Annotated in this window: 22 protein-coding genes; 8 read left to right on the forward strand and 14 right to left on the reverse strand. The window is 70.7% G+C overall.

Annotation, left to right across the window (positions count from 1 at the left end; all coding sequences use genetic code 11):
* Positions 1–35: 35 nt before the first annotated feature.
* Positions 36–932: an LOG family protein gene (locus PBT88_RS02775; RefSeq protein WP_270077718.1), complete on the forward strand. Its 897-nt coding sequence runs from the start codon at positions 36–38 to the stop codon at positions 930–932.
* A gap of 32 nt (positions 933–964) precedes the next feature.
* On the opposite strand, the gene PBT88_RS02780 is transcribed toward PBT88_RS02775, so the two are convergent.
* Positions 965–1615: a c-type cytochrome gene (locus PBT88_RS02780; protein WP_270077719.1), complete on the reverse strand. Its 651-nt coding sequence runs from the start codon at positions 1613–1615 to the stop codon at positions 965–967.
* 158 nt (positions 1616–1773) lie between these two features.
* On the opposite strand from PBT88_RS02780, the gene PBT88_RS02785 reads away from it, so the two are divergent.
* Positions 1774–2670, forward strand: a complete 897-nt coding sequence (locus PBT88_RS02785; RefSeq protein WP_270077720.1) for a prephenate dehydratase — start codon at positions 1774–1776, stop codon at positions 2668–2670.
* A gap of 138 nt (positions 2671–2808) precedes the next feature.
* Here PBT88_RS02785 and nudC read toward each other — a convergent pair whose 3' ends face one another.
* Both nudC and PBT88_RS02795 read right to left on the reverse strand, forming a co-directional pair.
* Positions 2809–3690 carry an NAD(+) diphosphatase gene (gene nudC / locus PBT88_RS02790; protein ID WP_270077721.1) on the reverse strand — a complete coding sequence of 294 codons (882 nt, stop codon included), beginning with the start codon at positions 3688–3690 and terminating at the stop codon, positions 2809–2811.
* The gene (locus PBT88_RS02795) at positions 3687–4757 is read right to left on the reverse strand and encodes an A/G-specific adenine glycosylase (protein WP_270077722.1); all 1071 of its coding nucleotides are present in this window, start codon (positions 4755–4757) and stop codon (positions 3687–3689) included. Before PBT88_RS02795 ends, nudC begins: the two co-directional genes overlap by 4 nt.
* Positions 4758–4783: 26 nt before the next feature.
* On the opposite strand from PBT88_RS02795, the gene PBT88_RS02800 reads away from it, so the two are divergent.
* The 6 genes from PBT88_RS02800 to PBT88_RS02825 all read left to right on the forward strand — a co-directional run bounded on the left by PBT88_RS02800 (position 4784) and on the right by PBT88_RS02825 (position 11691).
* A complete protein-coding gene (locus PBT88_RS02800) occupies positions 4784–5347 on the forward strand; it encodes a DUF721 domain-containing protein (RefSeq protein ID WP_407696507.1) in 564 nt (187 codons plus the stop codon).
* Positions 5344–6072 carry a thioredoxin domain-containing protein gene (locus tag PBT88_RS02805; protein ID WP_270077724.1) on the forward strand — a complete coding sequence of 243 codons (729 nt, stop codon included), beginning with the start codon at positions 5344–5346 and terminating at the stop codon, positions 6070–6072. The genes PBT88_RS02800 and PBT88_RS02805 overlap by 4 nt, the downstream gene beginning before the upstream one ends.
* Positions 6073–6089: 17 nt before the next feature.
* Entirely contained in the window at positions 6090–6836 is a 747-nt protein-coding gene (locus PBT88_RS02810; protein ID WP_270077725.1) for a thioredoxin domain-containing protein, read from the forward strand.
* Between the two features lie 25 nt (positions 6837–6861).
* On the forward strand, positions 6862–10281 hold the full coding sequence (locus PBT88_RS02815; protein ID WP_270077726.1) for a chromosome segregation SMC family protein: 3420 nt from the start codon (positions 6862–6864) through the stop codon (positions 10279–10281).
* A gap of 168 nt (positions 10282–10449) precedes the next feature.
* A complete protein-coding gene (locus PBT88_RS02820) occupies positions 10450–11298 on the forward strand; it encodes an aldo/keto reductase (protein ID WP_270077727.1) in 849 nt (282 codons plus the stop codon).
* Positions 11299–11433: 135 nt separating this feature from the next.
* A complete protein-coding gene (locus tag PBT88_RS02825) occupies positions 11434–11691 on the forward strand; it encodes a GCG_CRPN prefix-to-repeats domain-containing protein (protein ID WP_270077728.1) in 258 nt (85 codons plus the stop codon).
* A gap of 1 nt (position 11692) precedes the next feature.
* On the opposite strand, the gene PBT88_RS02830 is transcribed toward PBT88_RS02825, so the two are convergent.
* From PBT88_RS02830 to PBT88_RS02880, 11 genes are all read right to left on the reverse strand, one after another.
* Entirely contained in the window at positions 11693–13105 is a 1413-nt protein-coding gene (locus tag PBT88_RS02830) for a UdgX family uracil-DNA binding protein (protein ID WP_270077729.1), read from the reverse strand.
* 137 nt (positions 13106–13242) lie between these two features.
* Positions 13243–14493 (reverse strand): putative DNA modification/repair radical SAM protein, encoded by a 1251-nt coding sequence (locus tag PBT88_RS02835; protein WP_270077730.1) that lies wholly within the window; start codon positions 14491–14493, stop codon positions 13243–13245.
* A gap of 59 nt (positions 14494–14552) precedes the next feature.
* A complete protein-coding gene (locus tag PBT88_RS02840; RefSeq protein ID WP_270077731.1) occupies positions 14553–15071 on the reverse strand; it encodes a hypothetical protein in 519 nt (172 codons plus the stop codon).
* Between the two features lie 97 nt (positions 15072–15168).
* The gene (locus tag PBT88_RS02845; RefSeq protein ID WP_270077732.1) at positions 15169–15579 is read right to left on the reverse strand and encodes a hypothetical protein; all 411 of its coding nucleotides are present in this window, start codon (positions 15577–15579) and stop codon (positions 15169–15171) included.
* Positions 15580–15683: 104 nt separating this feature from the next.
* Positions 15684–16199, reverse strand: coding sequence for a demethoxyubiquinone hydroxylase family protein (locus tag PBT88_RS02850; protein ID WP_270077733.1), 516 nt, complete (start codon positions 16197–16199; stop codon positions 15684–15686).
* Complete coding sequence (locus tag PBT88_RS02855) at positions 16196–16663, reverse strand: disulfide bond formation protein B (protein WP_270077734.1); 468 nt, start codon at positions 16661–16663, stop codon at positions 16196–16198. The genes PBT88_RS02850 and PBT88_RS02855 overlap by 4 nt, the downstream gene beginning before the upstream one ends.
* 11 nt (positions 16664–16674) lie before the next feature.
* Positions 16675–18060 carry a S41 family peptidase gene (locus tag PBT88_RS02860; RefSeq protein WP_270077735.1) on the reverse strand — a complete coding sequence of 462 codons (1386 nt, stop codon included), beginning with the start codon at positions 18058–18060 and terminating at the stop codon, positions 16675–16677.
* A gap of 143 nt (positions 18061–18203) precedes the next feature.
* A complete protein-coding gene (locus PBT88_RS02865) occupies positions 18204–19523 on the reverse strand; it encodes an amidohydrolase family protein (protein WP_270077736.1) in 1320 nt (439 codons plus the stop codon).
* The gene (locus tag PBT88_RS02870; RefSeq protein WP_270079154.1) at positions 19520–20887 is read right to left on the reverse strand and encodes an amidohydrolase; all 1368 of its coding nucleotides are present in this window, start codon (positions 20885–20887) and stop codon (positions 19520–19522) included. The genes PBT88_RS02865 and PBT88_RS02870 overlap by 4 nt, the downstream gene beginning before the upstream one ends.
* 173 nt (positions 20888–21060) lie before the next feature.
* Positions 21061–21777, reverse strand: coding sequence for a histidine utilization repressor (hutC, locus tag PBT88_RS02875; protein WP_270077737.1), 717 nt, complete (start codon positions 21775–21777; stop codon positions 21061–21063).
* Positions 21774–23144 carry a formimidoylglutamate deiminase gene (locus PBT88_RS02880; RefSeq protein WP_270077738.1) on the reverse strand — a complete coding sequence of 457 codons (1371 nt, stop codon included), beginning with the start codon at positions 23142–23144 and terminating at the stop codon, positions 21774–21776. Before PBT88_RS02880 ends, hutC begins: the two co-directional genes overlap by 4 nt.
* Positions 23145–23160 lie beyond the last annotated feature (16 nt).

Raw genomic sequence — 23160 nt, forward strand, 5'->3', positions numbered from 1 at the left:
TTTCCTCTGTCGTCCAGCGCGGCTAAGCCGGGGCGATGAGCCATGAAAACCGCACTCCGGCCGGCGAAAAGGCCGGCGTTCCCAAGCGCATCTTCGCCCCCGCCAGCGCCGACGCCAAGACCGCGCGCGAGACGGTGGCGACCCCGCAGACGGAAGACCCGTCCTACCGTCTCGCCTTCCAGGACGACGAATTCCTGCTGCGCGAGGATCTGCGCCCGGTGCGCTTCCAGCTGGAACTGCTCAAGACCCAGCTGACGCTGGACGAGGCCGATATCGGCTCGACCTTCGTGATGTACGGATCGGCGCGCATTCCCGAGCCCGATCGGGTGCCGATCATGATGGCGGCGGCGAAGACGCCCGAGCAGCAGGCGGTGGCCGAGAAGCTCGCGAGCAACGCCAAATATTATGACGAGGCTCGCCAGCTCGCCCGCCTCGCCAGCCAGGTCGGGCGGGACGCGGAGGGCAAGAAGCAGTTCGTGGTCTGCTCGGGCGGCGGCCCCTCGATCATGGAGGCGGCCAATCGCGGCGCGCGCGATGTCGGCGCCGATACGATCGGGCTCAACATCGTGCTGCCGCACGAGCAGGCGCCGAACCCCTATGTGACCCCGCATCTGTCGCTGCGCTTCCATTATTTCGCGCTGCGCAAGATGCACTTCCTGCTCCATGCCCGCGCCGTCGCGGTATTCCCGGGCGGCTTCGGCACGTTCGACGAGTTCTTCGAGCTGCTGACCCTGGTGCAGACCGGCAAGACCCGGCCGCTGCCGATCCTGCTGTTCGGCCGCGAATTCTGGGAGACGGTGGTGAACTGGCAGGCGCTCGCCGATTATGGCGTGATCTCGGCCAAGGATCTCGACCTGTTCCGCTACGTCGATACCGCCGAAGAGGCGTGGGACGTGGTGCGCGAATGGTATGGGATGGACGCGAGCGCCTAGCGTCACGAGCGGGCGGCCTCATCGCTTCGCCGTTAGCGTGGGGACGCCTCGCCCGCGGCGACGACCGGCTGCTTCTTGGCGCCCTCGCCGACGCTGTTGTTGCCGGCCTTGGCGTCGGCATCGGTGCCGGCGGCGACGGCAGGGGCCTCGGCCGGCGTGGTCGGCAGCGGCTTCGGGCTGTCGCTCTGCGCGTTGAGATAGGCGATCACATTGGCGCGATCCTGCGGGTTGGAAAGGCCCGCGAAGGTCATCTTGGTGCCGGGCGCATAGGCCTTGGGGCTCTTCAGCCATTGGAACAGCTCGTCGAAGGTCCAGGGGCCGCCATGCGCCTTGATCGCGTCGGAATAAGCAAAGCCCGCCTCGCTTCCGACCGGCCGGCCGACGACGCCCCATAGCTGCGGGCCGATCTGGTTGGGGCCGCCCTTCTGGTCCGAATGGCAGACGCCGCATTTCTTGAAGACATCGGCGCCTTTCTGCGGATCGGCACTGGAGAGATAGAAAGCGGCGGGCTTCTCGGCGGCGGGCGCGTCGCTGTCCACCTCGGCCTCGACGCCCTCGACGACATAGCCCATCTTGGCGGGGCGTTCGGAGCGGAAATAGCCGCCGGTCGCGATCCATAGCCCCAGCGCCGCGATGGCGGCGGCCAAGACCCAGCCGGCGATCATGTTGGTCCGGTTGTCCATGCCCCGCGATCCTCCCCTGCCGGCCGATCCTGGCTTTTCGGCGCCATTTTTCGGGTGCCGCCGCAGGGGCGGCCCGCATCGGCGGAGCATAGAATTGCAGGCTGGCCCACGCAAGCGCGCTTGCGGCGCGGGCGCGTCTGCGCCATCGCTCCGGCGCCATGCAAAGCTATCCCGCCAATGCCGCCATCCTTGTCGAGGAAATGGTGGCCGCCGCCGCCGCCGAGCCGCACCGGGCCGTCGCCTTCCAGGGCGCGCCGGGCGCGAACTCGCACATCGCGGTGGGCGAGGCGTTTCCCGACGGGCTGCCGCTGCCCTGCTTCGGCTTCGAGGATGCGATCGACGCGGTGCGCTCCGGGGCGGCGGATTGCGCGCTGATCCCGATCGAGAATTCGCTGCACGGCCGGGTCGCCGACATGCATTTCCTGCTGCCCGAAAGCGGATTGGTCATCACCGGCGAGCATTTCCTGCCGATCCGCCACTGCCTGCTCGGCACCGGCTCGCTCGCCGAGGTGACCGAGGCGATGAGCCATCCCCAGGCGCTCGGCCAGTGCCGCCACTGGCTGCGGGCGCGGGGCATCCGGGCGATCCCCTACGCCGACACCGCCGCCGCCGCCGCCGAGGTGGTCGCGATGGGGGCGCCGCGCCACCTCGCCGCGCTGGCCCCCAAGCTCGCCGCCGAGATCTACGGGCTGCCGCTGATCGAAGAGGCGGTCGCCGACGAGGAGAGCAACACCACCCGCTTCGTCGCGCTCGCGCTGGAGGCGCCGAACGAGATCGCGCCCGGCCCCTATATGACGACCCTGATGTTCGCGGTGAAGAATGTGCCGGCGGCGCTGTTCAAGGCGCTCGGCGGCTTCGCCACCAACGGCGTCAACATGACCAAGCTGGAAAGCTACCAGCGCGGCGGCGCCTTCCAGGCGACCGAATTCTACGCCGACATCGAAGGCCATCCCGATGATCGCGCGGTCGCCCGCGCGCTGGAGGAGCTGGCCTTCTATTCACGCTGGGTGCGCATCCTCGGCACCTATCCGCAGGCGCGCCGGCGGGGCGATTGAGCGGATAGGACGTCCGCGACCTGGTCCGTGCTCCTGCGCAAGCCGGAGCCCAGGTGAAGAGCTGCCGCGCCTGGCGCGCGAGGCTGCTGCTTTCGCAGGAGCACGAACAGGCCGGATATCGATCGCCTGCGCCTGCGCCTACGCCTCCGTCAGCCAGCGGCTGAGCAGGGTGTGGGCGATGGCATAAGGCGGCGGCGGCAGGAAGCGGGCGCCGGGTTCATGGGCCAGCGCCGCCGCCACCTCCGTGCGCGTCACCCAGAAGGCCTCTTCCAGTTCGGTGCGGTCGATCGTCAGCGCGTCGTCGTCGGTCAGGCCGATGCAGGCGATCATCAGCTGGGAGGGGAAGGGCCAGGGCTGCGAGGCGAGGTAGCGCACCGAATGGACGGTGACGCCGGCCTCCTCCTTCAGTTCGCGGGCGACCGCCTCCTCGATCGATTCGCCGGGCTCCAGGAAGCCGGCCAGCGCCGAATAGCGGCCCGGCGGAAAGGCCGGCTGGCGGCCGACCACGATGCGGGCATCGGCGCCGCGGCCATGCTGGGCGAGCATGATCACCACCGGATCAACGCGCGGGAAATGCTGGGCGTGGCAGGCGGGGCAGGCGCGGCCCCAGCCGGCCCGGAACACGAGCGTGGCGGTGCCGCAATTCGCGCAGAAGCCGTGGCGGGCATGCCAGTCGACCAGGCTGCGCGCGGTCGCATAGGTGCCGGCGTCGCTGGCGGGCAGCGCGGTGATCGCGGCGAACAGCTCGGGCGTCCGCCGCACCGCCGAGACGCCGGGCTGGAGCGCCACGAAGCGCGGGGTGCCCTCGATCGTGCCGAGCAGCGCCAGCTCCGTCTCGATCGTCACATGGCGGAGCCGCGTCCAGCCGAGCGCGCCCTGCTCGGCGCCGATCGGGTGCAGCCCGTCCATGTCCAGCAGCAGCGCGTCGGGGTCCGCTCGCATCGCGCCGACCACCGCCTCGTCATGGCGCGCCTCGTCCGCGCGATCGAGCAGCGAGCCGGTGAAGCCGGGAAGGGTCATGCGGGCGTTACCTCGGAAAAAGCGCGGCCAAGGGCGGCGGCGTGCGCATAGAGAGTGGGGAGCCCGGCCTCCTCGATCAACGCCACCGGCCACCATTCGGCCGCCACGGCATCAGCCGCGGGGCGGCCGGGCAGACGCACGGCGTGGATATCGAGCGAGAGCGAGAAGTGGGTGAAGACATGCTCGACCGTGCCGATCATGTGCCAGGCCGCCGCCACCGGCGGTGCGGCCTCCGCGATATCGGCCCAGTCGCCGCCGGGCAGCGCGCGCATCCCGCCCAGCATCCCCTTGTCGGGGCGGCGGACGAGCAGCACGGCGCCGTCCGCTTCCAGCCAATAGGCGATGCCGCGCCGGTGCGGCCGGACCTTCTTCGCGGGCTTGACCGGATAGCGATCCGGCGCGCCCTCGGCCCGCGCGGCGCAGGGGTCGGCGAGCGGGCAGAGCAGGCAGCGGGGATTGCGCGCGGTGCAGACGGTCGCGCCGAGATCCATCATCGCCTGCGCGAAATCGCCGGCGCGGACATCCGGCGTGATCGTGTCGGCGTGCGCGCGGATGCGCGGGCGCGAGCCGGGCAGCGGATCGGGGATTGCGAACAGCCGCGAGACGACCCGTTCGACATTGGCGTCGACCACCACCGCGCGCTCCCCGAAGGCGATCGCGGCGACCGCGGCGGCGGTATAGGCGCCGACGCCGGGCAGCGCCCGCAAGCCGGCTTCGGTGGCGGGGAATATCCCGCCATGATCGCGCACCACGCTGCGCGCGCAGGCGATCAGGTTGCGGGCGCGGGCATAATAGCCGAGCCCCGCCCAGGCCGCCATCAGCTCGGCCTCGTCCGCCGCCGCCAGCGCTTTCACGGTGGGCCAGCGGCCGGTGAACTTGGCGAAATAGGGGCCGACCGCCGCCACCGTGGTCTGCTGGAGCATGATCTCGGACAGCCACACCCGATAGGGATCGGGGCGTGCGGCGGCCCCCGGCGGCGTCCGCCACGGCAGGCTGCGGGCGTGGCCGTCGTACCAATCGAGCAGGAGGCCGGCGACGGACTGTTTCACGGGCATATCGACGGGCATGGGGCGGCTATGGCATGGGGAGCAGGATGACGGAACGGACTATGACGACCGCGGGAAGCGGAAAGGCACGGAAGGCGGCGAAAAAGCCTGCCGAGCCGGCGCGCCAGAACCGCGCGCGCGCCCTTTCGGAGATCATGCCGGAGATTGGCGGCGCCGCGTTCCGCCGCTTCGGCTTCGTCCAGTCGGCGGTCGTCACCCGCTGGCCCGAGATCGTCGGCGAGCGGTACGCTGGCATATCCTCGCCCGAATCGATTCGCTTTCCCGCCGGCAAGCGGGGGGACGGGGTGCTGACCCTCTCGGTCGAGGGCGCCCATGCGCCGATGATGCAGCATGTCGCGCCGACCCTGATCGAGCGGGTGAACCGCTTCTTCGGCTATCCCGCCGTCGCCCGCGTGCAGATCCGCCAGGGCGCCGCCCAGCCCCGGCGCAAGCCCGCAACCCGGCCTGCGCCGCCGTCGCTCAAGCCCGTGGCGATCGGCGACAGCCTGCGCGCGGTCGGCGATCCCGAACTGCGCGCGGTGCTCGAATCGCTTGCCGAGGGCCTGTCCTTCACCATGGGTGCCCCACGCCTGCCGGAGCCTTCCGAATGATCCGACCCGTTCTTGCCCTGCTTGCCCTTGCCGCCCCGCTCGTCGCGCCGGCCGCCTCTGCCGCCACCACCCGGCACCTGCCGACCCATCGGGTCCAGCATGGCCCGGTCGACTGGTCGCATACCGTTACGCTGACGCCGGACGGCGGCATCCGCATGGGCAATCCGGCCGCCAAGGTGAAGGTGGTGGAATTCTCCTCCTTCACCTGCCCCCATTGTGCGGTGCTGGCGGGCGAGGCGTTCACGCCGCTGACCGACAAATATGTGCGCGGCGGCCAAGTCAGCTTCGAGCTGCGCGCGGCGCTGCGCGACGCGATCGACCTGACCGTGGCGCTCGCCGCGCGCTGCGTCGCGCCGCCGCGCTATTTCCCGGCGGTCGAGCAGATCATGGCGACCCAGCAGGAGTGGTTCCCCAAGGCGGCCGATTATGTCGACGCCCACCGCGACGAGCTGAACGGCACCGGCAAGACCCAGGCGATCCACGCGATGCTGACCAGCATCGGGATCGAGGCGACGCTCGCCCCGCAGGGCGTCACGCCCGCCGCGCTCGATGCCTGCCTGATCAGCAAGCCGGCCGAGGATGCCTTGCAGAAGACCACCAACGATGCCTGGAACGTGCGCAAGATCAACGGCACGCCGGGCATCATGATCAACGACGTGCTCAAGCCGGATATCCATAGCTGGGCACTGCTCGAGACCGCGATCCAGGCGGGACTCAAGGGATGACAGGAGTAAAGCGCATCATGACGACCACTCGCTTCCTCGTGCCGGCGATCGCCGCGCTCGCCCTCGCCGGCTGCAACAAGCAGGCCGACACCAGCACCGCGCCCGCCGCCAACACCAGCGCCGCTACCGGCCCGGTCGCGGCCGCCCCTGCCGGCGGCTGGGTGGCGCAGGTCGTGCGAACCGCTGACGGCGGCTACCAGATGGGCAACCCCGATGCGCCGGTGAAGCTGATCGAATATGGCTCGCGCAGCTGCCCGCATTGCGCCGCCTTCACCAAGGAAGGCGCGCCGCTCCTCCAGTCGCAATATGTCGCCACCGGCAAGGTGAGCTACGAGTTCCGCGATTTCCCGATCCATCCGATGGATCTGGCCGCGATCCTGGTCGGCCAGTGCAACGGCGCGGCGACCTTCTTCCCGATTCTCGATCAGATGATGGCCGATCAGCAGACGGTGTTCGACAAGCTCCAGAAGCTGCCCGCCAGCTTCACCAACAGCCTCACCGGCTCGCCCAACGACCAGGCGATGAAGTGGGCGGACGAGCTCGGCTACATCCAGTTCGTCGGCCAGCGCGGCGTGCCCGAATCGAAGGCGCGCGCCTGCCTCGCCGATCCCAAGGCGACCGACGCCATCTCCAAGCAGCTGGCCGACGCGCAGGCGAAGTACAACGTCAACGCCACGCCGACCTTCATCATCAACGGCACCCCCGTCGCCAATGCCTATGACTGGGCGACGCTGGAGCCGGCGCTGAAGTCGGCCATCGGCTGACGACACGGGCCGGCGGAAGCGACAGATGCGTATCCGCCGGCTCAAGCTTTCGGGCTTCAAGAGCTTCGTCGATCCGGCCGAACTGGTCATCGAGCCGGGGCTGACCGGCATCGTCGGCCCCAATGGCTGCGGCAAGTCCAACCTGCTCGAAGCGATCCGCTGGGTGATGGGCGAGGCGTCGTCCAAGTCGCTGCGCGGCAGTGGCATGGAAGACGTGATCTTCGCCGGCACCACCACCCGGCCGGCGCGCGATTTCGCCGAGGTCGCGATGCTGCTCGATCAGCCCGGCGGTGGCGGGGATGAAATACGCGAGGCGGAGATCGTCCGCCGGATCGAGCGCGGCGCCGGCTCGGCCTATCGCATCGACGGGCGCGACGTGCGGCAGAAGGACGTCGCCTTGCTGTTCGCCGATGCCGCGACCGGCGCGCATTCGCCGGCGCTGGTCAGCCAGGGCCGGATAGGCGCGATCATCGCCGCCAAGCCGACCGACCGCCGCGCCATGCTGGAGGAGGCGGCGGGGATCGCCGGGCTCCATGTCCGCCGCCGCGATGCCGAACTCAAGCTGCGCGCGACCGAGACCAATCTCGAACGGCTCGACACCCTGCTCGGCGACATGGAGGCGCGGGCCTCGGCGCTGCGTCGGCAGGCGCGCGCGGCGGAGCGCTACCGGCTGCTTTCCGCCGACATCCGCATTGCCGAGGGGCGGCTGATCTATGCGCGCTGGCGCGACGCGGCGGCGGCGGCGGCGGCGGCGAAGCAGGAGGCGGCGGCGTGCGACGCGCAGGTCGAGGAGAGCGCCGGCCAGCTCCGCCGCGCCCAGGCGCTGACCGGCGAGGCAGCCCAGCGGCTGGCCGCAGCGCGCGCCGCGGCGCAGGCCGCGCGCGACGTGGTGGCGGGGCTCGGCCACCGGCTCGACACCCAGCGCGCCGAGTTGGCGGCGGTGCAGCGCCGGATCAAGGACATCGCCCGGCTGCGCGACACGCTGGAGAGCGACCGCGCCCGCGAAGGGGCGCTCGCCGAGGATGCTGCCGCCGCGATCGACACGCTCAACGCCGAGGCCGACCGGCTGACGGCGCGCGCGACCGAGGCGGAGGCGGCGCGACCGGCGCTGGCCCAGCGGCTGGCCGAGCGCGAGGAGGCGCTGCGCGATGCCGAGGTCGCGCTGGCGCAGGCGCTCGCCGCCGAGGCCGCCGAGCAGGCCGATGCGCGGATCGCGCGGGCGGCGCTGACGGCGGCCAAGACCCGGCTCGATCGCGCCGACGCCGAAGTGGCGCGGATCGGGCGCGATCTCGCCGGCGTCGGCGACGCGGCGCAGCATGAGGCGCAGCTGGCCGCCGCGACGGCGGCACGCGCGTCGGCCGAGCAGGCGGCGCAGGCCGCGACCGCCGCGATCGCCGCCGCCGAGACGGCGCGCGCCGCCGCCGCCGCCGAGCGCGAGGGGGCACAGAGCGCGCTGGCGACGGCACGCGCGGATCTCGCCTCGCTCGAATCGGAGGCGGCGGCGTTGCGCCGCTCGCTGCCCCAGCGCAGCGGGGCGGCGCGCGCGATCGACCGGATCGAGGCGGCGCCCGGCTATGAGCGCGCGCTCGCGGCCGCGCTGGGCGACGACCTGGAGGCGCCGCTGGGGGCCGGCCGGGTGCGCTGGGCGGGGGCCGATGCGGCGGGCGATCCGGGGCTGCCGCCGGGCTGCGTGCCGCTCGCCGATCATGTCGGCGCGCCGGCCGAGCTGGCGCGGCGGCTGGCGCAGATCGGCGTGGTCGACGCCGATGACGGAACGCTGCGGCTGGCGGTCGGTCAGCGGCTGGTGACCCGCGACGGCCGGCTGCGGCGCTGGGACGGCTTCGTCGCCGAGGATCAGGGCGCCGCCGCCGCCGAGGGGCTGATCCGCTGCAACCGCATCGCCGAGATCGAGCGGCTGCTCGGCCCCGCCCGCGACGCGGCGAGCGGCGCCGAGCAACGCGCCGCGGCGGCCCAGGCCGCGCTCGACGCCGCGCAGCGCGACGGGCAGGCGGCCCGCACCGCGCTGGCGGCGGCCGAACGGCAGGGGCGCGACGAGGCGATGATCGAGGGCCGCGCCCGCGTCGCCATCGAACGGATCGAATCGCGCCGCGCCGAGCTCGGCCAGCGCGCCGCCGGTGCCGAGGCCGAACGCGTGGCAGCGGCGGGCGAGATGACGCAGGCGGCCACCACCGTCGCGGCGCTGCCCGATGGCGCCGCCACGGCCCGCGCGGTCGCCACGCAGCGGGCCGCGACCGAGGCGGCGCGCAGCGCGGTCGGCCAGCTGCGCCTCGATGCGGCGGCGCTCGATCGCAACCTCGCCGCCGATCGCGATCGCGCGGGCGCGGCGCGCGGCGAGGCCAAGGGCTGGCGCGCGCGCGCCGGCGACGCCGCCAAGCGGGTGAAGGAGATGACCGGGCGGATCGCGGCGGCGGCGGACGAGGCCGAGATCCTGGCGCCTGCGCCCGCCCAGTTCGCCCAGCGGATCGCCGCCGCCGAGGCCGAGCAGACCAGCGCGAGCGCCGCCGCCAGCGCCGCCGTCACCGCCGAGGAACAGGCGGAGGTCACCCAGCGCGCGGCGGATGCGGCGGCCGCGCAGGCCGGCGAACAGGCGGCGTCGGCGCGCGAGGCCCGGGCGGCGGCGGCGGCGCGTTACGAGAATCAGGAGGCGCGGCGCGTCGAGATGGGACGCGTCGCCGGCGAACGCTTCCAGTGCCCCGCGCCGGTGCTGCCCGAAAAGGCCGGCTTCGCCTCGGCCGAGGTCGGCGAGGTCGCCGCCGAGTCGGCGCGCTTCGACCGATTGACCCTCGACCGCGAGCGCATCGGCCCGGTCAATCTCGTCGCCGAGCAGGAATTGTCCGAGCTCGACGGCGAGCGCGTCACCCAGGCGGCGCAGCGCGATGAGCTGGCCGAGGCGGTGTCGCGCTTGCGCGGCTCGATCGGCAGCCTCAACCGCGAGGGCCGCGCCCGGCTGCTGGCGGCGTTCGAGGCGGTCGACGGCCATTTCCGGCGGCTCTTCACCCGGCTGTTCGCCGGCGGCGAGGCGCATCTGGCGCTGATCGACAGCGACGATCCGCTCGAAGCGGGGCTGGAGATCATGGCCCAGCCGCCGGGCAAGAAGCTCGCCTCGCTGACCCTGCTGTCGGGCGGCGAACAGGCGTTGACCGCGGTGGCGCTGATCTTCGCGCTGTTCCTCACCAACCCGGCGCCGATCTGCGTGCTCGACGAGGTCGACGCGCCGCTCGACGATGCCAATATCGAGCGCTTCTGCGACCTGCTCGACCAGATGTGCCTGGAGACCGACACCCGCTACCTCGTCGTCACCCACAATGCGGTGAGCATGGCGCGGATGCACCGGCTGTTCGGGGTGACGATGGTCGAGCGCGGGGTCAGCCGGCTGGTCTCGGTCGATCTCGGCGGCGCCGAATCGCTGCTCGCGGCGGAGTAGCGGGGCGCTTCCGCACCCCGTACATCATCCGTTCGTGCCGAGCGAAGTCGAGGCACATGCCTTACGCGCGGCGCTCGCAGCGCGTCGCTCGACTTCGCTCAGGGCGAACGGGAATGGGAAAGCGCCGCCCCTGCCGAACCTTTTTGCCGCCTGCCGAGTTGGAGGGGCATGGACATCACCCACGCCCCCATCGAACAAGCCGTCGTCCGCCTGTCGGACGGCCACATCATGCCCCAGCTCGGCTATGGCACCTGGCAGGTGACCGACGGCACCGCCGATCTCGTCGCCGATGCGATCCGCGCCGGCTATCGCTCGATCGACACCGCCGCGATCTACAAGAATGAGCGCGAGGTCGGCCAGGGCATCGCCGACAGTGGCATCGCCCGCGACCAATTGTTCGTCACCACCAAGCTGTGGAACGACGATCAGGGCTTCGACAGCGCGCTCGCCGCCTGCGAGGCGAGCCTCGATCGGCTCGGCCTCGATCATGTCGATCTCTATCTGATGCACTGGCCGGTGCCGGCGCAGGATCGCTATGTCGAAAGCTGGAAGGCGATGATCCAGCTGCGCGAGCAGGGCAAGGTCCGCTCGATCGGCGTCTCCAACTTCCTGCCCGATCATCTCGATCGCATCATCGGCGAGACCGGCGTGGTGCCGGTGCTCAACCAGATCGAACTGCATCCCCGTTTCCAGCAGCGCGACGTGCGCGACTATCATGCCGCCAAGGACATCCTGATCGAGAGCTGGAGCCCGCTCGGTCGCGGCGGCGTGCTCGATCATCCCACCATCGAGGCGATCGCGAAGAAGCATGGTCGCGCGCCTGCGCAGGTGGTGATCCGCTGGCATCTCGATCAGGGGCTGATCACCATCCCCAAGGCCTCCGATCGCCGCCACATGGTCGACAATCTCGCGGTCGGCGGCTTCGGTCTCGACGGGGAGGACATGGCGGCGATCGCGAAGATCGACGCTGCCGACGGGCGCACCGGCCCCGATCCGGCGACCTTCGGGGCGGGCTGAGCGGCCGGCGATCGGCGGGCCGGCGCGAACCGTGCAGAAGGCGGGTCCGATGGCGGGCTCCGCACCCACCGAAATCGCCTCCGAAGCGTTACAGCAACCGCCGACATGCTCTGTCGGCATATGGAAGAGGAAAAGATGAGGAAGCTCCTTCTATCCGCGCTCGCCACGGGCGCCGTGCTCATGGCCATCTCACCCGCCAATGCCCGGGAAGGCTGCGGCCCCGGTGGGCATCGTGGCCCTTACGGCCATTGCCGCGCCAATCGCGGCCCGGTGGTGGTCGCCGGCCCCGGCGCGCTGGTGGTCGGAACCTACTATCCGCGTCGCGGCTATTGGGATGGCCGCCGCTATTGGGCGCATCGCGATCGCTGGCACGGCGGCTGGCGCTACCGCTGATTCAGGCCGGATCGGCGAGCGCCGTCACGCGCTCGCCGATGCGCCGGAGATCGGCCACGAAGCGGGCATATTCCTCCACGCGCCGGTCCTCGTCGGGCAGGCGCAGCAGGAAGCTCGGATGGACGGTCACCCAGCCCTCGGATCCATCCGCCAGCGCCATCGGCTGGCCCCTGATCCGGGATATCGTCACCGCCCTGCCGAGCAGCGACTGCGCCGCGGTGGCGCCGAGCGCGACCGTCACCGTCGGGCGGATGATCGCGCGCTCCTGCTCGATCCACCAGCGGCACGCCTCGATCTCGCCGCCATTCGGCTTGGCGTGGATGCGGCGCTTACCGCGCGGCTCGAACTTGAAATGCTTCACGGCGTTGGAGACATAGGCGCGCGCGCGATCGACGCCGGCCTCGGCCAGTGCGCGATCGAACAGCTGACCGGCCGGGCCGACGAACGGCCGCCCGGCGAGATCCTCCTGGTCGCCCGGCTGCTCGCCGATGAACAGCAGCCTGGCATCCGCCGGGCCTTCCCCGAACACCGTCTGGGTCGCCGGTTGCCATAAGGGGCAGCGCTGGCAGCCCGAGGCCTCCGCGCGCAGCGCCTCGAGCGCGGCGTGGGCATCGCCGCCCGACGCGGTGCGGGCGGTGGCGACCATCTGGGTCTCGCGGGCCTGCGCGCCGGCGATCAGCGCCGGGACCAGCGCGGTCTCGGGCATGTTCTTCCAATATTTCTTCGGCATCTCCTTCAGCATCGCGCCGGTCTTCAAGCGGGAGGGGTTGAAGATCGAGGCATAATAGGTCTTCCACACCTCCTCGATCGGATCGCCCTCGGGCGCATCGGCGCGCGCTGCGCCGGGGCCTTGGGTGAGCGTGTCGCCGTCCCAGTGGATCGCGATTTCGGGCGTCAGGATCGACCAGCGCATCGTCGCGAAGCGGCGCATGAAGAAGCCGGCATTGGCGCGCACGATATGATGCTCGGGCTCGAACCAGGCGACGTAGCGCGGCGCGTCGTCGGCGTCGGTCACTTCGCGGAAACGCAGGAAGGCGCGCATCTTGTGGATGTCGCGCCGCACCGCCTTGGCCATCTCCTCCAGCCGGCGGCGCAGCGGATCGGTCTGGTCCTCGATCAGCCGGGGCTGGTCGCGCAGCCGGACGAGCATCGCATAGAGCAGGGCGAAGCGCTCGGGATCGGCATGGAGCACCACCGTCTCGGCCAGCGCCACGAAGGTCTTCGACACCGAGAAGGCGGCGCCGGCGGGCGCGGGCGGCAGCGGCGGCTCGGTGGCGCCGGCGAACAGATCGGCGACCTGATCGCCGACCTGCCAGTGCAGCCCCTCGGGCGGCACCCCGATCAGCGCGGCGGCGCGCGCGGCGGTGCGCCAGCCGTCGAAATCATCCTCAGCGGCAAGCTTTACAAGCGGCATGGCCAGAAACTCGCCCTCCCCGTTCGTCCTGAGCTTGTCGAAGGACTGTTCTTTCCTTCGGCGAGAGAACGGAAGGACGGTGCTTCGACAAGCTCAGCACGAACGGGATGGGGATTGTCGTTGTTCATCTCACCGCTTCAAGCCGCGAACAGCTCCAGCTGTTCCCGCTTCGGCTTCGCCGTGGGCAGCGGATCGGCGCGTTCGGCGAGCGCGACGGGGCGCCAGTCCTCGGTGATCAGGAAGGCGCGCAGCTTGGCGATCGAGCGGGTCAGCCGGCCGACATCCTCCAGCCGCAGCCGCCGCCAGCGCCGCGCCGCGATAATCCCGTCGACCGCCTTCACCCCCAGCCCCGGCACCCGCAGCAACGCCTCGCGCGGGGCGCGGTTGACGTCGACCGGGAAGCGCTCGCGGAAGCGCAGCGCCCAGGCGAGCTTGGGATCGATGTCGAGCGGCAGCATCCCGGTCGCCGGATCGGCGGCGGCGGCGACCTCCTCCGGCTTGTAGTCGTAGAAGCGCATCATCCAGTCGGACTGGTAGAGACGGTGCTCGCGCATCAGCGGCGGGCGCTGGAGCGGCAGCACGGCCGAGGCATCCGGGATCGGGCTGAACGCCGAATAATAGACCCGCCGCAGCCGGTAGCGATCATAGAGCGTGCTCGCCCGGCCGACGATGTCGCGATCGGTGGCGGCGTCCGCCCCGACGATCATCTGGGTCGATTGGCCGGCGGGCGCGAAGCCGGGGGCGGATTTGTAGCGCCTGGTCGCATCCCGCCCGTCGTCGATCGCATGGCGCAACCCCGCCATCGCGCCTTCGATGCGGACGGCGGATTTCTCGGGCGCGAGCCGGGTGAGGCCGGCGACGGTCGGCAGCTCGACATTGATCGACAGCCGATCGGCGTGACGGCCGGCGGCCTCGAGCAGCAGCGGATCGGCGTCGGGGATGGTTTTCAGGTGGATATAGCCGCGAAAGCCATGGTCCTCGCGCAGCGACCGCGCGACCTCGACCAGCTGCTCCATCGTATAGTCGGACGACCGGATGATCCCGGACGAGAGGAACAGCCCCTCGATATAGTTGCGCCGGTAGAAGGAAAGGGTGAGGTCGACCACCTCCTTCGCGCTGAACCGCGCGCGGCGTACGTTGGCGCTCTTGCGGTTGATGCAATAATGGCAGTCGAAGATGCAGCTGTTGGTCAGCAGGATCTTGAGCAGCGAGATGCAGCGCCCGTCCGGCGCATAGGCGTGGCAGATGCCCATGCCCTCGGTCGATCCGATGCCGTCCTTCTGGCCGGCCGAGCTGCGCTTGGCGGTGCCGGACGAGGCGCAGGACGCATCATATTTCGCGGCATCCGCCAGGATCGCGAGCTTGGACTGGACATCGAGCTGGGCCATATGTTCTTCATACGTTCCAAGACGTTGCGTCGCAAGCCCCGACGAAGACCATGGCCGGATCAGTTCTGCGGGATGCCGTCCGGGCTGTCCGACTGATCCTGCTTGCGTTGGCGCTGCGCGGCGGCGGCCTGGCCGAGAAACTGCGAATAGCATCCCGACTGGCCGCCGGTGCCGACCGCCGAGCAGGTATCGGGAATGCCGGCCGCCATACGGCCCGCATCGTCCAGCGAGCGATTCTTGTTGGCCCAGCTGTTGCCGACCGCCGGCTCGGCCTTCTTGCCGCGGAAGCGCTTGGGGATGCGATAGCGCTCGCCCTCCGGCTCGCGCGCGCACACGACGATCTCGTCGCCATTGCTCTGCGGGCAGGCATCGTCGCCATAGACCACGATCGAGATGGTCTTGGCGTCGTTGTCGACCGGCTGCTTGGCGGTGCCGGCCGGCGCCGCCGGAGCGGTCGCGGTCGCCTTGGGCGCCTCGGCCCGGGCGGCGATCGGCAACGCCAGGGCCGCCAGCATCAGGCCGAACAGGAAACCGACCACGGCGATGGCGATCGAACGGACGGCGGCGAACGCGGGCATCAGCTGGACCTCTGAAGAACGAAACACGGGGGAGCCAAGCCACCGGCCGGCTTTCGCGGTGCTGAACGAGACGAACCGCGCATGATCGCGGGCAGAGTCAGGGATTTCCGTCCTCGGCCTTCTTGTCGGCGCGCTGCTGCGCCTTCCAGGCGTCGATCCCCTTCTTGGTGCAGCCGGCGTTGACGCCGCCGCCGATCGCGTTGCAGCTGTTGACCTGCACCCCGGTGCCGCCGGTCGTGGCCTGCGCGTTCATCGCATTGGCATTGCCGCCGCCCCGCTGCGGCGACGGCTCCTCGTCGCGCAGATCCTTGGGGATGCGATATTTTTCTTCCGCATTGTGGTGGCGGCAGACGACGATCTGCTGGCCGTTGCTCGACGGGCATTTCTCGTCGCCATAGACGTCGATGATGCGATCGGTGCCGATCTGGGCGAGCGCCGGTGCAGGCGCGAGCGCCGGCAATCCGATCGTGCCGGATGCGAGCAAGGAGAGAAGGAGCAACCTGCGCATGATGGGGGTTCCCTGTGGGGGCCGTTTCGATGTGCAACGCATGACCGAGCCAGAGGGTTCTCGCAAGCGGTAAGCACCGGCCCGAAAGACGCCGGGCGGGGCGCTCAGATTCGCTTGGAGAGGCCGATGGCGGCGCGGCAGCCGAAGCGGATCGCGGCGGACAGCAGCGGATAGCCTGGCGCCCGCTCCGCCCCCTCGGCGATCGCGGTGGCGCGATGCTCGACCTCCTCGGCCTGGAATTCGGCGATCGTCTCGGACAGTTCCGGGTCGCTGGTGCCGAGCTGTTCGAGCTGCTCGGCATAATGGAGATCGATCTCGGTCTCGATCGCGGCGGTGCAGGCCATCGCCGCCTCGGGCGAGATCAGCGCGGTGGCGGCGCCGAGCAGGAAGCCGGCGCGGTCCCAGATCGGGCCGAGCAGGGTCGGGCGCACGCGGCGCTCGGCGATCAGCCGATCGAACACCTGGCGGTGCCGTTCCTCCTGCGCCGCCATCCGCGCCACCGAGCGCGCCGCCTCGACGCGATTGCCGAGCACCGCGAGCTGCCCCGCATAGATGCGCGTCGCGCCGAACTCGCCGGCCTGGTCGACGCGGATCATCGATTCGGTCTCGGCGCGGGTCATCGGGCCGCCTTCCGGCTGGCGAAGCCGATCACGGCGAGCCCGGCGACGATCGAGATGATCGCGTTGAAGCCGGCGAGCGAGATGCCGGCGAGCTTCCACTGGGGAATATCGCACATCACCACCGGCGCCTTCATCAGGTCGGCCAGCGAGGTGAAGCCGCCGCCGGTGCAGCGCGGCGGGCCTTGCCACCAATGATATTCGACGCCGGCATGATAGACGCCGATGCCGCCCGACACGAGGATCGCCAGCGCCGCGAGCAGCGTGAACAGCCGCGACGCCGCAGGCTGGCCGCGCAGCAGGATCGCGACGAGCGCCAGCACGATCGCGGCGAGATGGGGCCAGCGCTGCCACATGCACATCTCGCAGGGCACGAGATGGCCGATATATTGCGAGCCGATCGCCCCCCACAGCAGGGCGTTGGGGACGAGGATCGCGATCAGGCGCGCGCGCGACAGGCTGGTCATGGCAGGGCCGATCAGTTGGCGGTGGGGATTTCGGCGCCGGTCGGCGGCAATATGTCGGCGACCTTGGTGCCGGGCGCGGCCGGCGCGAGCCGGGCCAGCGTCTGCAACGCGTAGCTCAGCTGATAGTCGTTGACGCCCTGCTTCTTGAGCGCATCTGCGGTGGCGGCGAAGCGCGGATCGGTCTTGGCGTCGGTTTCCAGCACGCTGTCGTCCACCTTGGCCTCGTTGATCAGGTGGCGGCGCAGATCGTCCTCGCGGAACTTCGGCCGGTCCTTGTAATCGGGATCGGAGAGCTGCGGCACGGCGATATCGGGCTGGATGCCACCCTCCTGCACCGAACGGCCCGACGGCGTGAAATAGCGCGCCGTGGTCAGGCGCAGCGCGGTGTCGTCGGTCAGCGGCAGCAGCGTCTGCACCGATCCCTTGCCGAAGCTGCGCTCGCCCATCACCAGCGCGCGGCGCTGATCCTGGAGCGCGCCGGCGACGATCTCGGCGGCCGACGCCGAGCCGGCATTGACCAGCACGATGATCGGCAGGCCGTGGGCGTCGTCGCCGGGCTTGGCATAATAGCGCTCGATATCGTCCTTCTCGCGGCCGCGCTGCGAGACGATCTCGCCATGGTCGAGGAAGGCGTCGGCGGTCTCGATCGCCTGGTCGAGCAGCCCCCCGGGGTCGTCGCGCAGATCGATGATGTAGCCGGTCGGCCGGTGGCCGAGCTGCTTGTCGATGCCGGCGATCGCGGCGCGGGTATCGGCGCCGGTCTGCTTGGAGAAGCTGTTGATGTTGATGATGCCGATATTGCCCTTCACCTGCCACTTCACCGGCTTGATCACGATATTCTCGCGGGTGAGGGTGACGTCGAAGGGCTTGTCGCGGCCGGGGCGCACGATCGTCAGCGTGATCTTGCTGCCCGGTTCGCCGCGCATCTGGTCGACCGCCTCGTCCAGCGTCGTGCCGTAGATCAGCTTGCCGCCGATGCGGGTGATATAGTCGCCGGACTTGATGCCGGCGCGCCAGGCCGGGGTATCCTCGGTCGGCGTCACCACCTTCACCACGCCGTCCTCGGCCTGCACGGTGAGGCCGAGGCCGCCATAATTGCCGTCGGTGGTCAGCTTCATCTGCTGGAAGTCGTGCGCGTCCATATAGGAGCTGTGCGGATCGAGGCTGGCGAGCATCCCGTCGATCGCGCCCTTGATCAGATCCTTGTCGTTGGTCTTGTCGACATAGTCGGCGCGGACCTTCTGGAACACGTTCATGAACTGATCGAGCTGCTTGTAGGTGTCGCTGTCGCCCGGCGCGGACTCGGCGGCGCGCGCGGTCTGCACCGTCATCAGCGCGGTCGGGATGGCGGCGCCGGCGGCGAGGAGGGCGAGGGAGCGCAACAGGGACTTAGGCATCACAACACGACTTTCCGGGAAACGGCGCAGGGGATCATGGGCCTGTTACCGCGTTTCGATCGCCGGCAAAAGGGCGGCAACATGGGCGGTGACATGGGGCGGCGACATGGGGCGGCGACCCATGGGGCCGCCGCCGTCATGCTTTAGCGATCATAGGCCTTGGGCAGGCTGCCTTCGGTGGGCGTCATGTAACGGTCGCGCAATTCGGTCTGGCGCGAGGTCATCGGCTGGGGCTGGCCGTCGATGAACACCGCGACCGGGGCCGAGGCGAGCTCCAGCGGATCGCCGTCCCACACCACCACATCGGCATGGCGGCCGGGTCGGAGCGAGCCGATCTCGCCATCCAGGCCGAGCGCCTGCGCCGGGCCGGAGGTGATCGCGGCGAAGGCCTGGCCCCAGCCGAGCCCGGTCGAGCCCGGCACCCGGGTGATCGCCACCAGATTGCCGGCATATTGCTTGATGTTCCGCTCGACCGCCGGCGCGCTGGCATCGACCAGCGAGATGGCGGGGGTGACGCCGGCCTGGGCCATGCGGCCGACGTTCGATTCGGTCGCGGCGACGCGCTCGAACGCCTCGGGCAGATCGGCGAGCGCCGCGGCGATCACCGGCACATGCGCGGCAGCGATCTCGCGGGCGACCATCCAGCCCTCGCTGGCGCCGACCAGCACCAGCCGGATCTGCGGATATTGGGCTTTCAGCGCCAGCACCGAGCGGATGTCGCTCGCCCGCTCGACATGGACGAGCAGCGGCTCCTTGCCGTCGAGCACCGCCAGCAGCGCCTGCGCGTCCGGCCGCTTGAGCAGCGAATCCTTCTCGCGCCCGCCGAAGCTCGCCGGGCTGCGGCGATAATCCTGCGCTTCGGCCAGCGCCTCGTGCAGCGCGACATAGGCGGCGGGGCGGCTGCCGCCGGCGGCGTCGGCACCGCCTTCGCCCAGCTCGACATATTGGAAGGCGCGCGGGCGGGTGACCGACGGGCCGTTCCGGGCGAGCGAGATCACCGCGCCCTGGCCCTGGAAGATCGACTTGCGGTTGCCCGGCGCGACGATCGCGCGGGTGACGCCGCCGGCACGCTCGTTGCCGACCATCACGCCATCGGGGTTGATCGCGGGCGCCACGTCGATCGCGGCCGAGAAGGGCGAACCCGCGGCCGAGCCGTCATTGCTCTCCTCGATCCCGTCCGAATCGGCGAGGCCGAGATTGGACAGGCCGACGACGAGGCCGGCCGAAACCCATTTGCCCTGCGCGTCGATCACCGTCGCGCCGGCCGGCACCGCCACGCCCGCGCCGGCGGCGACGACGCGGCCGTCGGTGAAGACCACGGTGCCGCCGGGGATCGGGGCGGAGCCGTCGCCGATCGCGACGGTGCCGCCGACGATGGCGGTGGTGGCGGCCATGGCGGGGGCCGCGATCAGCGCGGCGGCCAGTGCGGCCGCAGCAGCGGCGGAGCGGAGCAGGGCCTTCATTTCACGTCTCCCGAACCCGGCTGGCCCAGCTCGAAATCGCTCACCGGCCGCAGCTTGGGATTGTTCGCATCATAGAGCATCGCACCATCGATCCAGACCTTCTCGGGCCGCGAATAAACCGAGAGCGGATTGCCGTTCCACAGCACCACGTCGGCCATCTTGCCGGGCTTGAGGCTGCCGGTCCGGTCGGCGATGCCCAGCGCCCTGGCCGGATTGTAGGAGAGCCATTCCCACGCCACCTCGTCGGGGATGACGATGCCGGCGCGGCGACCCGCCGCCTGCGCCTTGGCGACTTCCTGGTTGAGCCGCTGGATGCCGTTCTGGTCGTCCGAATGGATCATCGCGCAATTGCCGTTCTTCTGGAGCAAAGCGAGATTTTCGGGAATGCCGTCGTAGCTTTCCATCTTGAAGCCGTACCAATCGGCCCAGACGGCGGCGCAGATGTCGTTGGCCTTGAGCAGGTCGGCGATCTTGTAGGCCTCGACCGCGTGGTGGAAGGCGGTAACGTGATAGCCGAACTCCTTCGACATATCGATCACATTGGCCATCTCGTCGGCGCGGTAGCAATGGTTGTGGACGAGGATCTCGCCGCCCAGCACGCCGGCCAGCGTGTCCATCGCGATGTCGCGGGAGGGCGGATCGCCGCCGTCCTTCTCATATTTGTCCCACTTGCGCTTATACTCGACCGCCTTCGCCCAGGTCTCGCGATCGACCGCGATATTGCCCATCCGGGTCGAGGGCTCACGGCCCTTGGAGCCGTAGACGCGCTTGGGATTCTCGCCGCACGCCATCTTCAGGCCATAGGGCGCGCCGGGGAACTTCATGCCCTGCACGGTGCGGGCATAGACATTCTTGAGCACCACCGAGCGGCCGCCGAACAGATTGGCCGAGCCGGGCAGGATCTGGAGGGTGGTGACGCCGCCATTGGTCAGCGCGCGCGAGAAACCGGGATCCTGCGGCCAGACGCTGTGTTCGGCCCACACCTCGGCGGTGACCGGCGCGGTCGCCTCATTGCCGTCCGACAGCGCGCTGATGCCGGGCGAGGGATAGTCGCCGAGATGGCTGTGGACGTCGATCACGCCCGGCGTCACCCATTTGCCGGTGCCGTCGATCACCGTCGCGCCGGCCGGCGCCGCGATGCTCTGGGCGACCTGCACCACCTTGCCGTCGGCGAACAGCACCGCGCCATGATCGATCCGCCCGCCCTCGCCATCATAGACGGTAACGTTGGTCACCAGCGTCGGCACGCCCGGATAGGCATGATAGGTCGAGGGGAAGGGATCATGGTTGTAGCCCAGCGCCTTGCCCGGCGGCGGCGAGGAGGAGGCCGACTTGGCCGGCGGGGCCGCGGCCGTGCAGGCCATCAGGCTGAGACAGGTCGCGACCGAGACGGTCGCGCGGATACCGCGCGCTACGAGGGTGATACTCACAATGGCCCCTTGCCCTGTTAAGCCACCAACCTGCGGGTTTTCCGGCAGGGGTCAAGGGGCTGCGTTCTGGGGGGCTGGTTCAGGGGGGCTGATTCAGGGGGCCGCGTTCAGGCGGGGGGCGGTCGCGTCGCCGACGGGCCGAAGCGCGCCACCAGATCATAGGCGCTGCCGACGAACAGCTGGCGCACGGCGGTGATCCGTTCGTCGCCCCGCCAGGTGTGGCGCTCGACCGAGAGGCAGGCGGTGCCGGGATCGAGGCCGAGCAGGCCGGCGCTGTCCGCATCCGCGCCGATCGCGGCGATGCGCGTCTCCGCCTCGGTCCAGGGGACGTGGCGGAGCAGCCAGCTGCCCGGCGGTTCGCTGGAGAAGTCCGCCTCGGCCATGGCCGGAGCCGCGGCGAGGCTGACGAGGCGATGCTCGACCGCCAGCGGGATGCCGTCGGCGAAATGCAGCCCGTCGATCTGGAGCAGCGCGCCATCGGCGGCGAGCAGCGCCTCCGTCGCGTCGGCCGGGGCACGGCGGGTCCGGCCGAGCAGCCGATAGCGATAGGCCTGGCCGCGCCCGGCGACCTCGATCGGCAGATCGGGCACGTCGAGCACCATCGAATGGACGCGGGGCCGCGCCACGAACGATCCCGCCCGCTTGCGCCGCTCGATCAGCCCGGCCGCGGCGAGCGCCGACAGCGCCTTGCTGACCGTCATCCGCGAGCAGCCATGCAGGCGCATCAGCTCATGCTCGACCGGCAGCCGCGTGCCCGGTGGCAGCGCGCCGGAGAGGATATCGGCCTCGATCCCCGAGCGGATGCGCTCGTGCAGTGGGATCATGCGAGGATGTCGCGCAGCACGGCGCGATAGCGGCCGGCGACGGCATCGCGGGCGACGTGGCGCCCGCCGACGACGACGCTGCGCCCGCGCCGCCACACCCGGTCGATCGCGCCGCGCCCCGCCGCGAAGACCAGCCCGTCGAGCAGCGCATCGCCGCGCCGCGCGAGCAGCGAGGGGTGGCCGGCATCGAGCCCGACGATATCGGCGGGCGCCCCGACCCGCAGCGCTGCGGTGGCACCGAGCGCCTGCCCGCCACCGGCCAGCGCCGCGCGATAGAGCGCCCCGCCGGTCGATCCGCCCGGACCTTCCGCCAGCAGGTTGCGTCCTCGCCGCGCCAGTCGCTGGCCATATTCGAGCAGGCGCAGCTCCTCGGTGGCATCGATCCGCACGTTGGAATCGGAGCCGACGCCATAGCGGCCGCCGGCAGCGAGGAAGGTGTCGGCCGGGAACAGCCCATCGCCCAGATTGGCCTCGGTGATCGGGCATAATCCGGCGACCGCGCCGCTGGCCGCAAGGCGTGTGGTTTCGTCGTCGGTCATATGCGTAGCGTGGACGAGGCACCAGCGATCGTCGACGGCGGCATGATCGAGCAGCCATGCCACCGGGCGGGCGCCGCTCCAGGCCAGGCAATCCTCCACCTCGCGCAGCTGCTCGGCGATATGGATATGGACCGGGCCGCTACGGCCGAGCCCTTCCAGCGCGGCGAGTTCGCCGGGCGCCACCGCGCGCAGGCTGTGCGGGGCGATGCCGACCACCGCATCGGGCAGCGCGCGCGCCGCATCGCGGGCGGCGTCGAGCAGGCGGGCGAAGCCGTCGATATCGTGGAGGAAGCGGCGCTGGCCGGCGCCCGGCGCGGTGCCGCCGAAGCCGGCATGGGCGTAGAAGACCGGCAGATGGGTGAGCGCGATCCCGCTCGCGTCGGCCGCCGCCATGATCGCGACGCTCATCGCGGCGGGATCGGCGAAGGCGCCGCCATCGCGATCATGATGGAGATAATGGAACTCGCCGACGCGGGTGAAGCCGCTTTCCAGCATCTCGACATAGGCCATCGCGGCGATCGCGGTCAGGTCGTCGGGCGAGAGCCGGTCGACGAAGCGGTACATGATCTCGCGCCACGTCCAGAAGCTGTCGTCGCTGGCGCCGCGCACCTCGGCGAGCCCGGCCATGCCGCGCTGGAAGGCGTGGCTGTGGAGGTTGGGCAGGCCGGGGATGGCGACGGCGTGGCGTTCGTCGCCGGGGGCGACGCGCGCGCCGGTCTCGATCGTGGCGATCAGGCCGTCGATCACCGTGATCCGGACCTCGTCGGCCCAGCCGCCGGGCAGCAGGGCGGTGGCGAAATGCAGCTGCAATCCGGTGTCGCTGTCCATCGGGCCATCTCCTCGG

The organism is Sphingomonas abietis (assembly GCF_027625475.1).
Classification (GTDB): Bacteria; Pseudomonadota; Alphaproteobacteria; order Sphingomonadales; family Sphingomonadaceae; genus Solisphingomonas; species Solisphingomonas abietis.

Bases quoted from the DNA above. Each gene is read 5' to 3' on its own strand.
- PBT88_RS02785 (WP_270077720.1), top strand. From the start codon at position 1,774: ATGCAAAGCTATCCCGCCAATGCCGCCATCCTTGTCGAGGAAATGGTG.
- PBT88_RS02820 (WP_270077727.1), top strand. From the start codon at position 10,450: ATGGACATCACCCACGCCCCCATCGAACAAGCCGTCGTCCGCCTGTCG.
- nudC (WP_270077721.1), bottom strand. From the start codon at position 3,690: ATGACCCTTCCCGGCTTCACCGGCTCGCTGCTCGATCGCGCGGACGAG.
- PBT88_RS02825 (WP_270077728.1), top strand. From the start codon at position 11,434: ATGAGGAAGCTCCTTCTATCCGCGCTCGCCACGGGCGCCGTGCTCATG.
- PBT88_RS02880 (WP_270077738.1), bottom strand. From the start codon at position 23,144: ATGGACAGCGACACCGGATTGCAGCTGCATTTCGCCACCGCCCTGCTG.
- PBT88_RS02835 (WP_270077730.1), bottom strand. From the start codon at position 14,493: ATGGCCCAGCTCGATGTCCAGTCCAAGCTCGCGATCCTGGCGGATGCC.
- PBT88_RS02810 (WP_270077725.1), top strand. From the start codon at position 6,090: ATGACGACCACTCGCTTCCTCGTGCCGGCGATCGCCGCGCTCGCCCTC.
- PBT88_RS02795 (WP_270077722.1), bottom strand. From the start codon at position 4,757: ATGCCCGTCGATATGCCCGTGAAACAGTCCGTCGCCGGCCTCCTGCTC.
- PBT88_RS02845 (WP_270077732.1), bottom strand. From the start codon at position 15,579: ATGCGCAGGTTGCTCCTTCTCTCCTTGCTCGCATCCGGCACGATCGGA.
- PBT88_RS02850 (WP_270077733.1), bottom strand. From the start codon at position 16,199: ATGACCCGCGCCGAGACCGAATCGATGATCCGCGTCGACCAGGCCGGC.
- PBT88_RS02870 (WP_270079154.1), bottom strand. From the start codon at position 20,887: ATGGCCTGCACGGCCGCGGCCCCGCCGGCCAAGTCGGCCTCCTCCTCG.
- PBT88_RS02775 (WP_270077718.1), top strand. From the start codon at position 36: ATGAGCCATGAAAACCGCACTCCGGCCGGCGAAAAGGCCGGCGTTCCC.
- PBT88_RS02840 (WP_270077731.1), bottom strand. From the start codon at position 15,071: ATGCCCGCGTTCGCCGCCGTCCGTTCGATCGCCATCGCCGTGGTCGGT.
- PBT88_RS02865 (WP_270077736.1), bottom strand. From the start codon at position 19,523: ATGAAGGCCCTGCTCCGCTCCGCCGCTGCTGCGGCCGCACTGGCCGCC.
- PBT88_RS02805 (WP_270077724.1), top strand. From the start codon at position 5,344: ATGATCCGACCCGTTCTTGCCCTGCTTGCCCTTGCCGCCCCGCTCGTC.
- hutC (WP_270077737.1), bottom strand. From the start codon at position 21,777: ATGATCCCACTGCACGAGCGCATCCGCTCGGGGATCGAGGCCGATATC.
- PBT88_RS02800 (WP_407696507.1), top strand. From the start codon at position 4,784: ATGACGGAACGGACTATGACGACCGCGGGAAGCGGAAAGGCACGGAAG.
- PBT88_RS02855 (WP_270077734.1), bottom strand. From the start codon at position 16,663: ATGACCAGCCTGTCGCGCGCGCGCCTGATCGCGATCCTCGTCCCCAAC.
- PBT88_RS02830 (WP_270077729.1), bottom strand. From the start codon at position 13,105: ATGCCGCTTGTAAAGCTTGCCGCTGAGGATGATTTCGACGGCTGGCGC.
- PBT88_RS02815 (WP_270077726.1), top strand. From the start codon at position 6,862: ATGCGTATCCGCCGGCTCAAGCTTTCGGGCTTCAAGAGCTTCGTCGAT.
- PBT88_RS02780 (WP_270077719.1), bottom strand. From the start codon at position 1,615: ATGGACAACCGGACCAACATGATCGCCGGCTGGGTCTTGGCCGCCGCC.
- PBT88_RS02860 (WP_270077735.1), bottom strand. From the start codon at position 18,060: ATGCCTAAGTCCCTGTTGCGCTCCCTCGCCCTCCTCGCCGCCGGCGCC.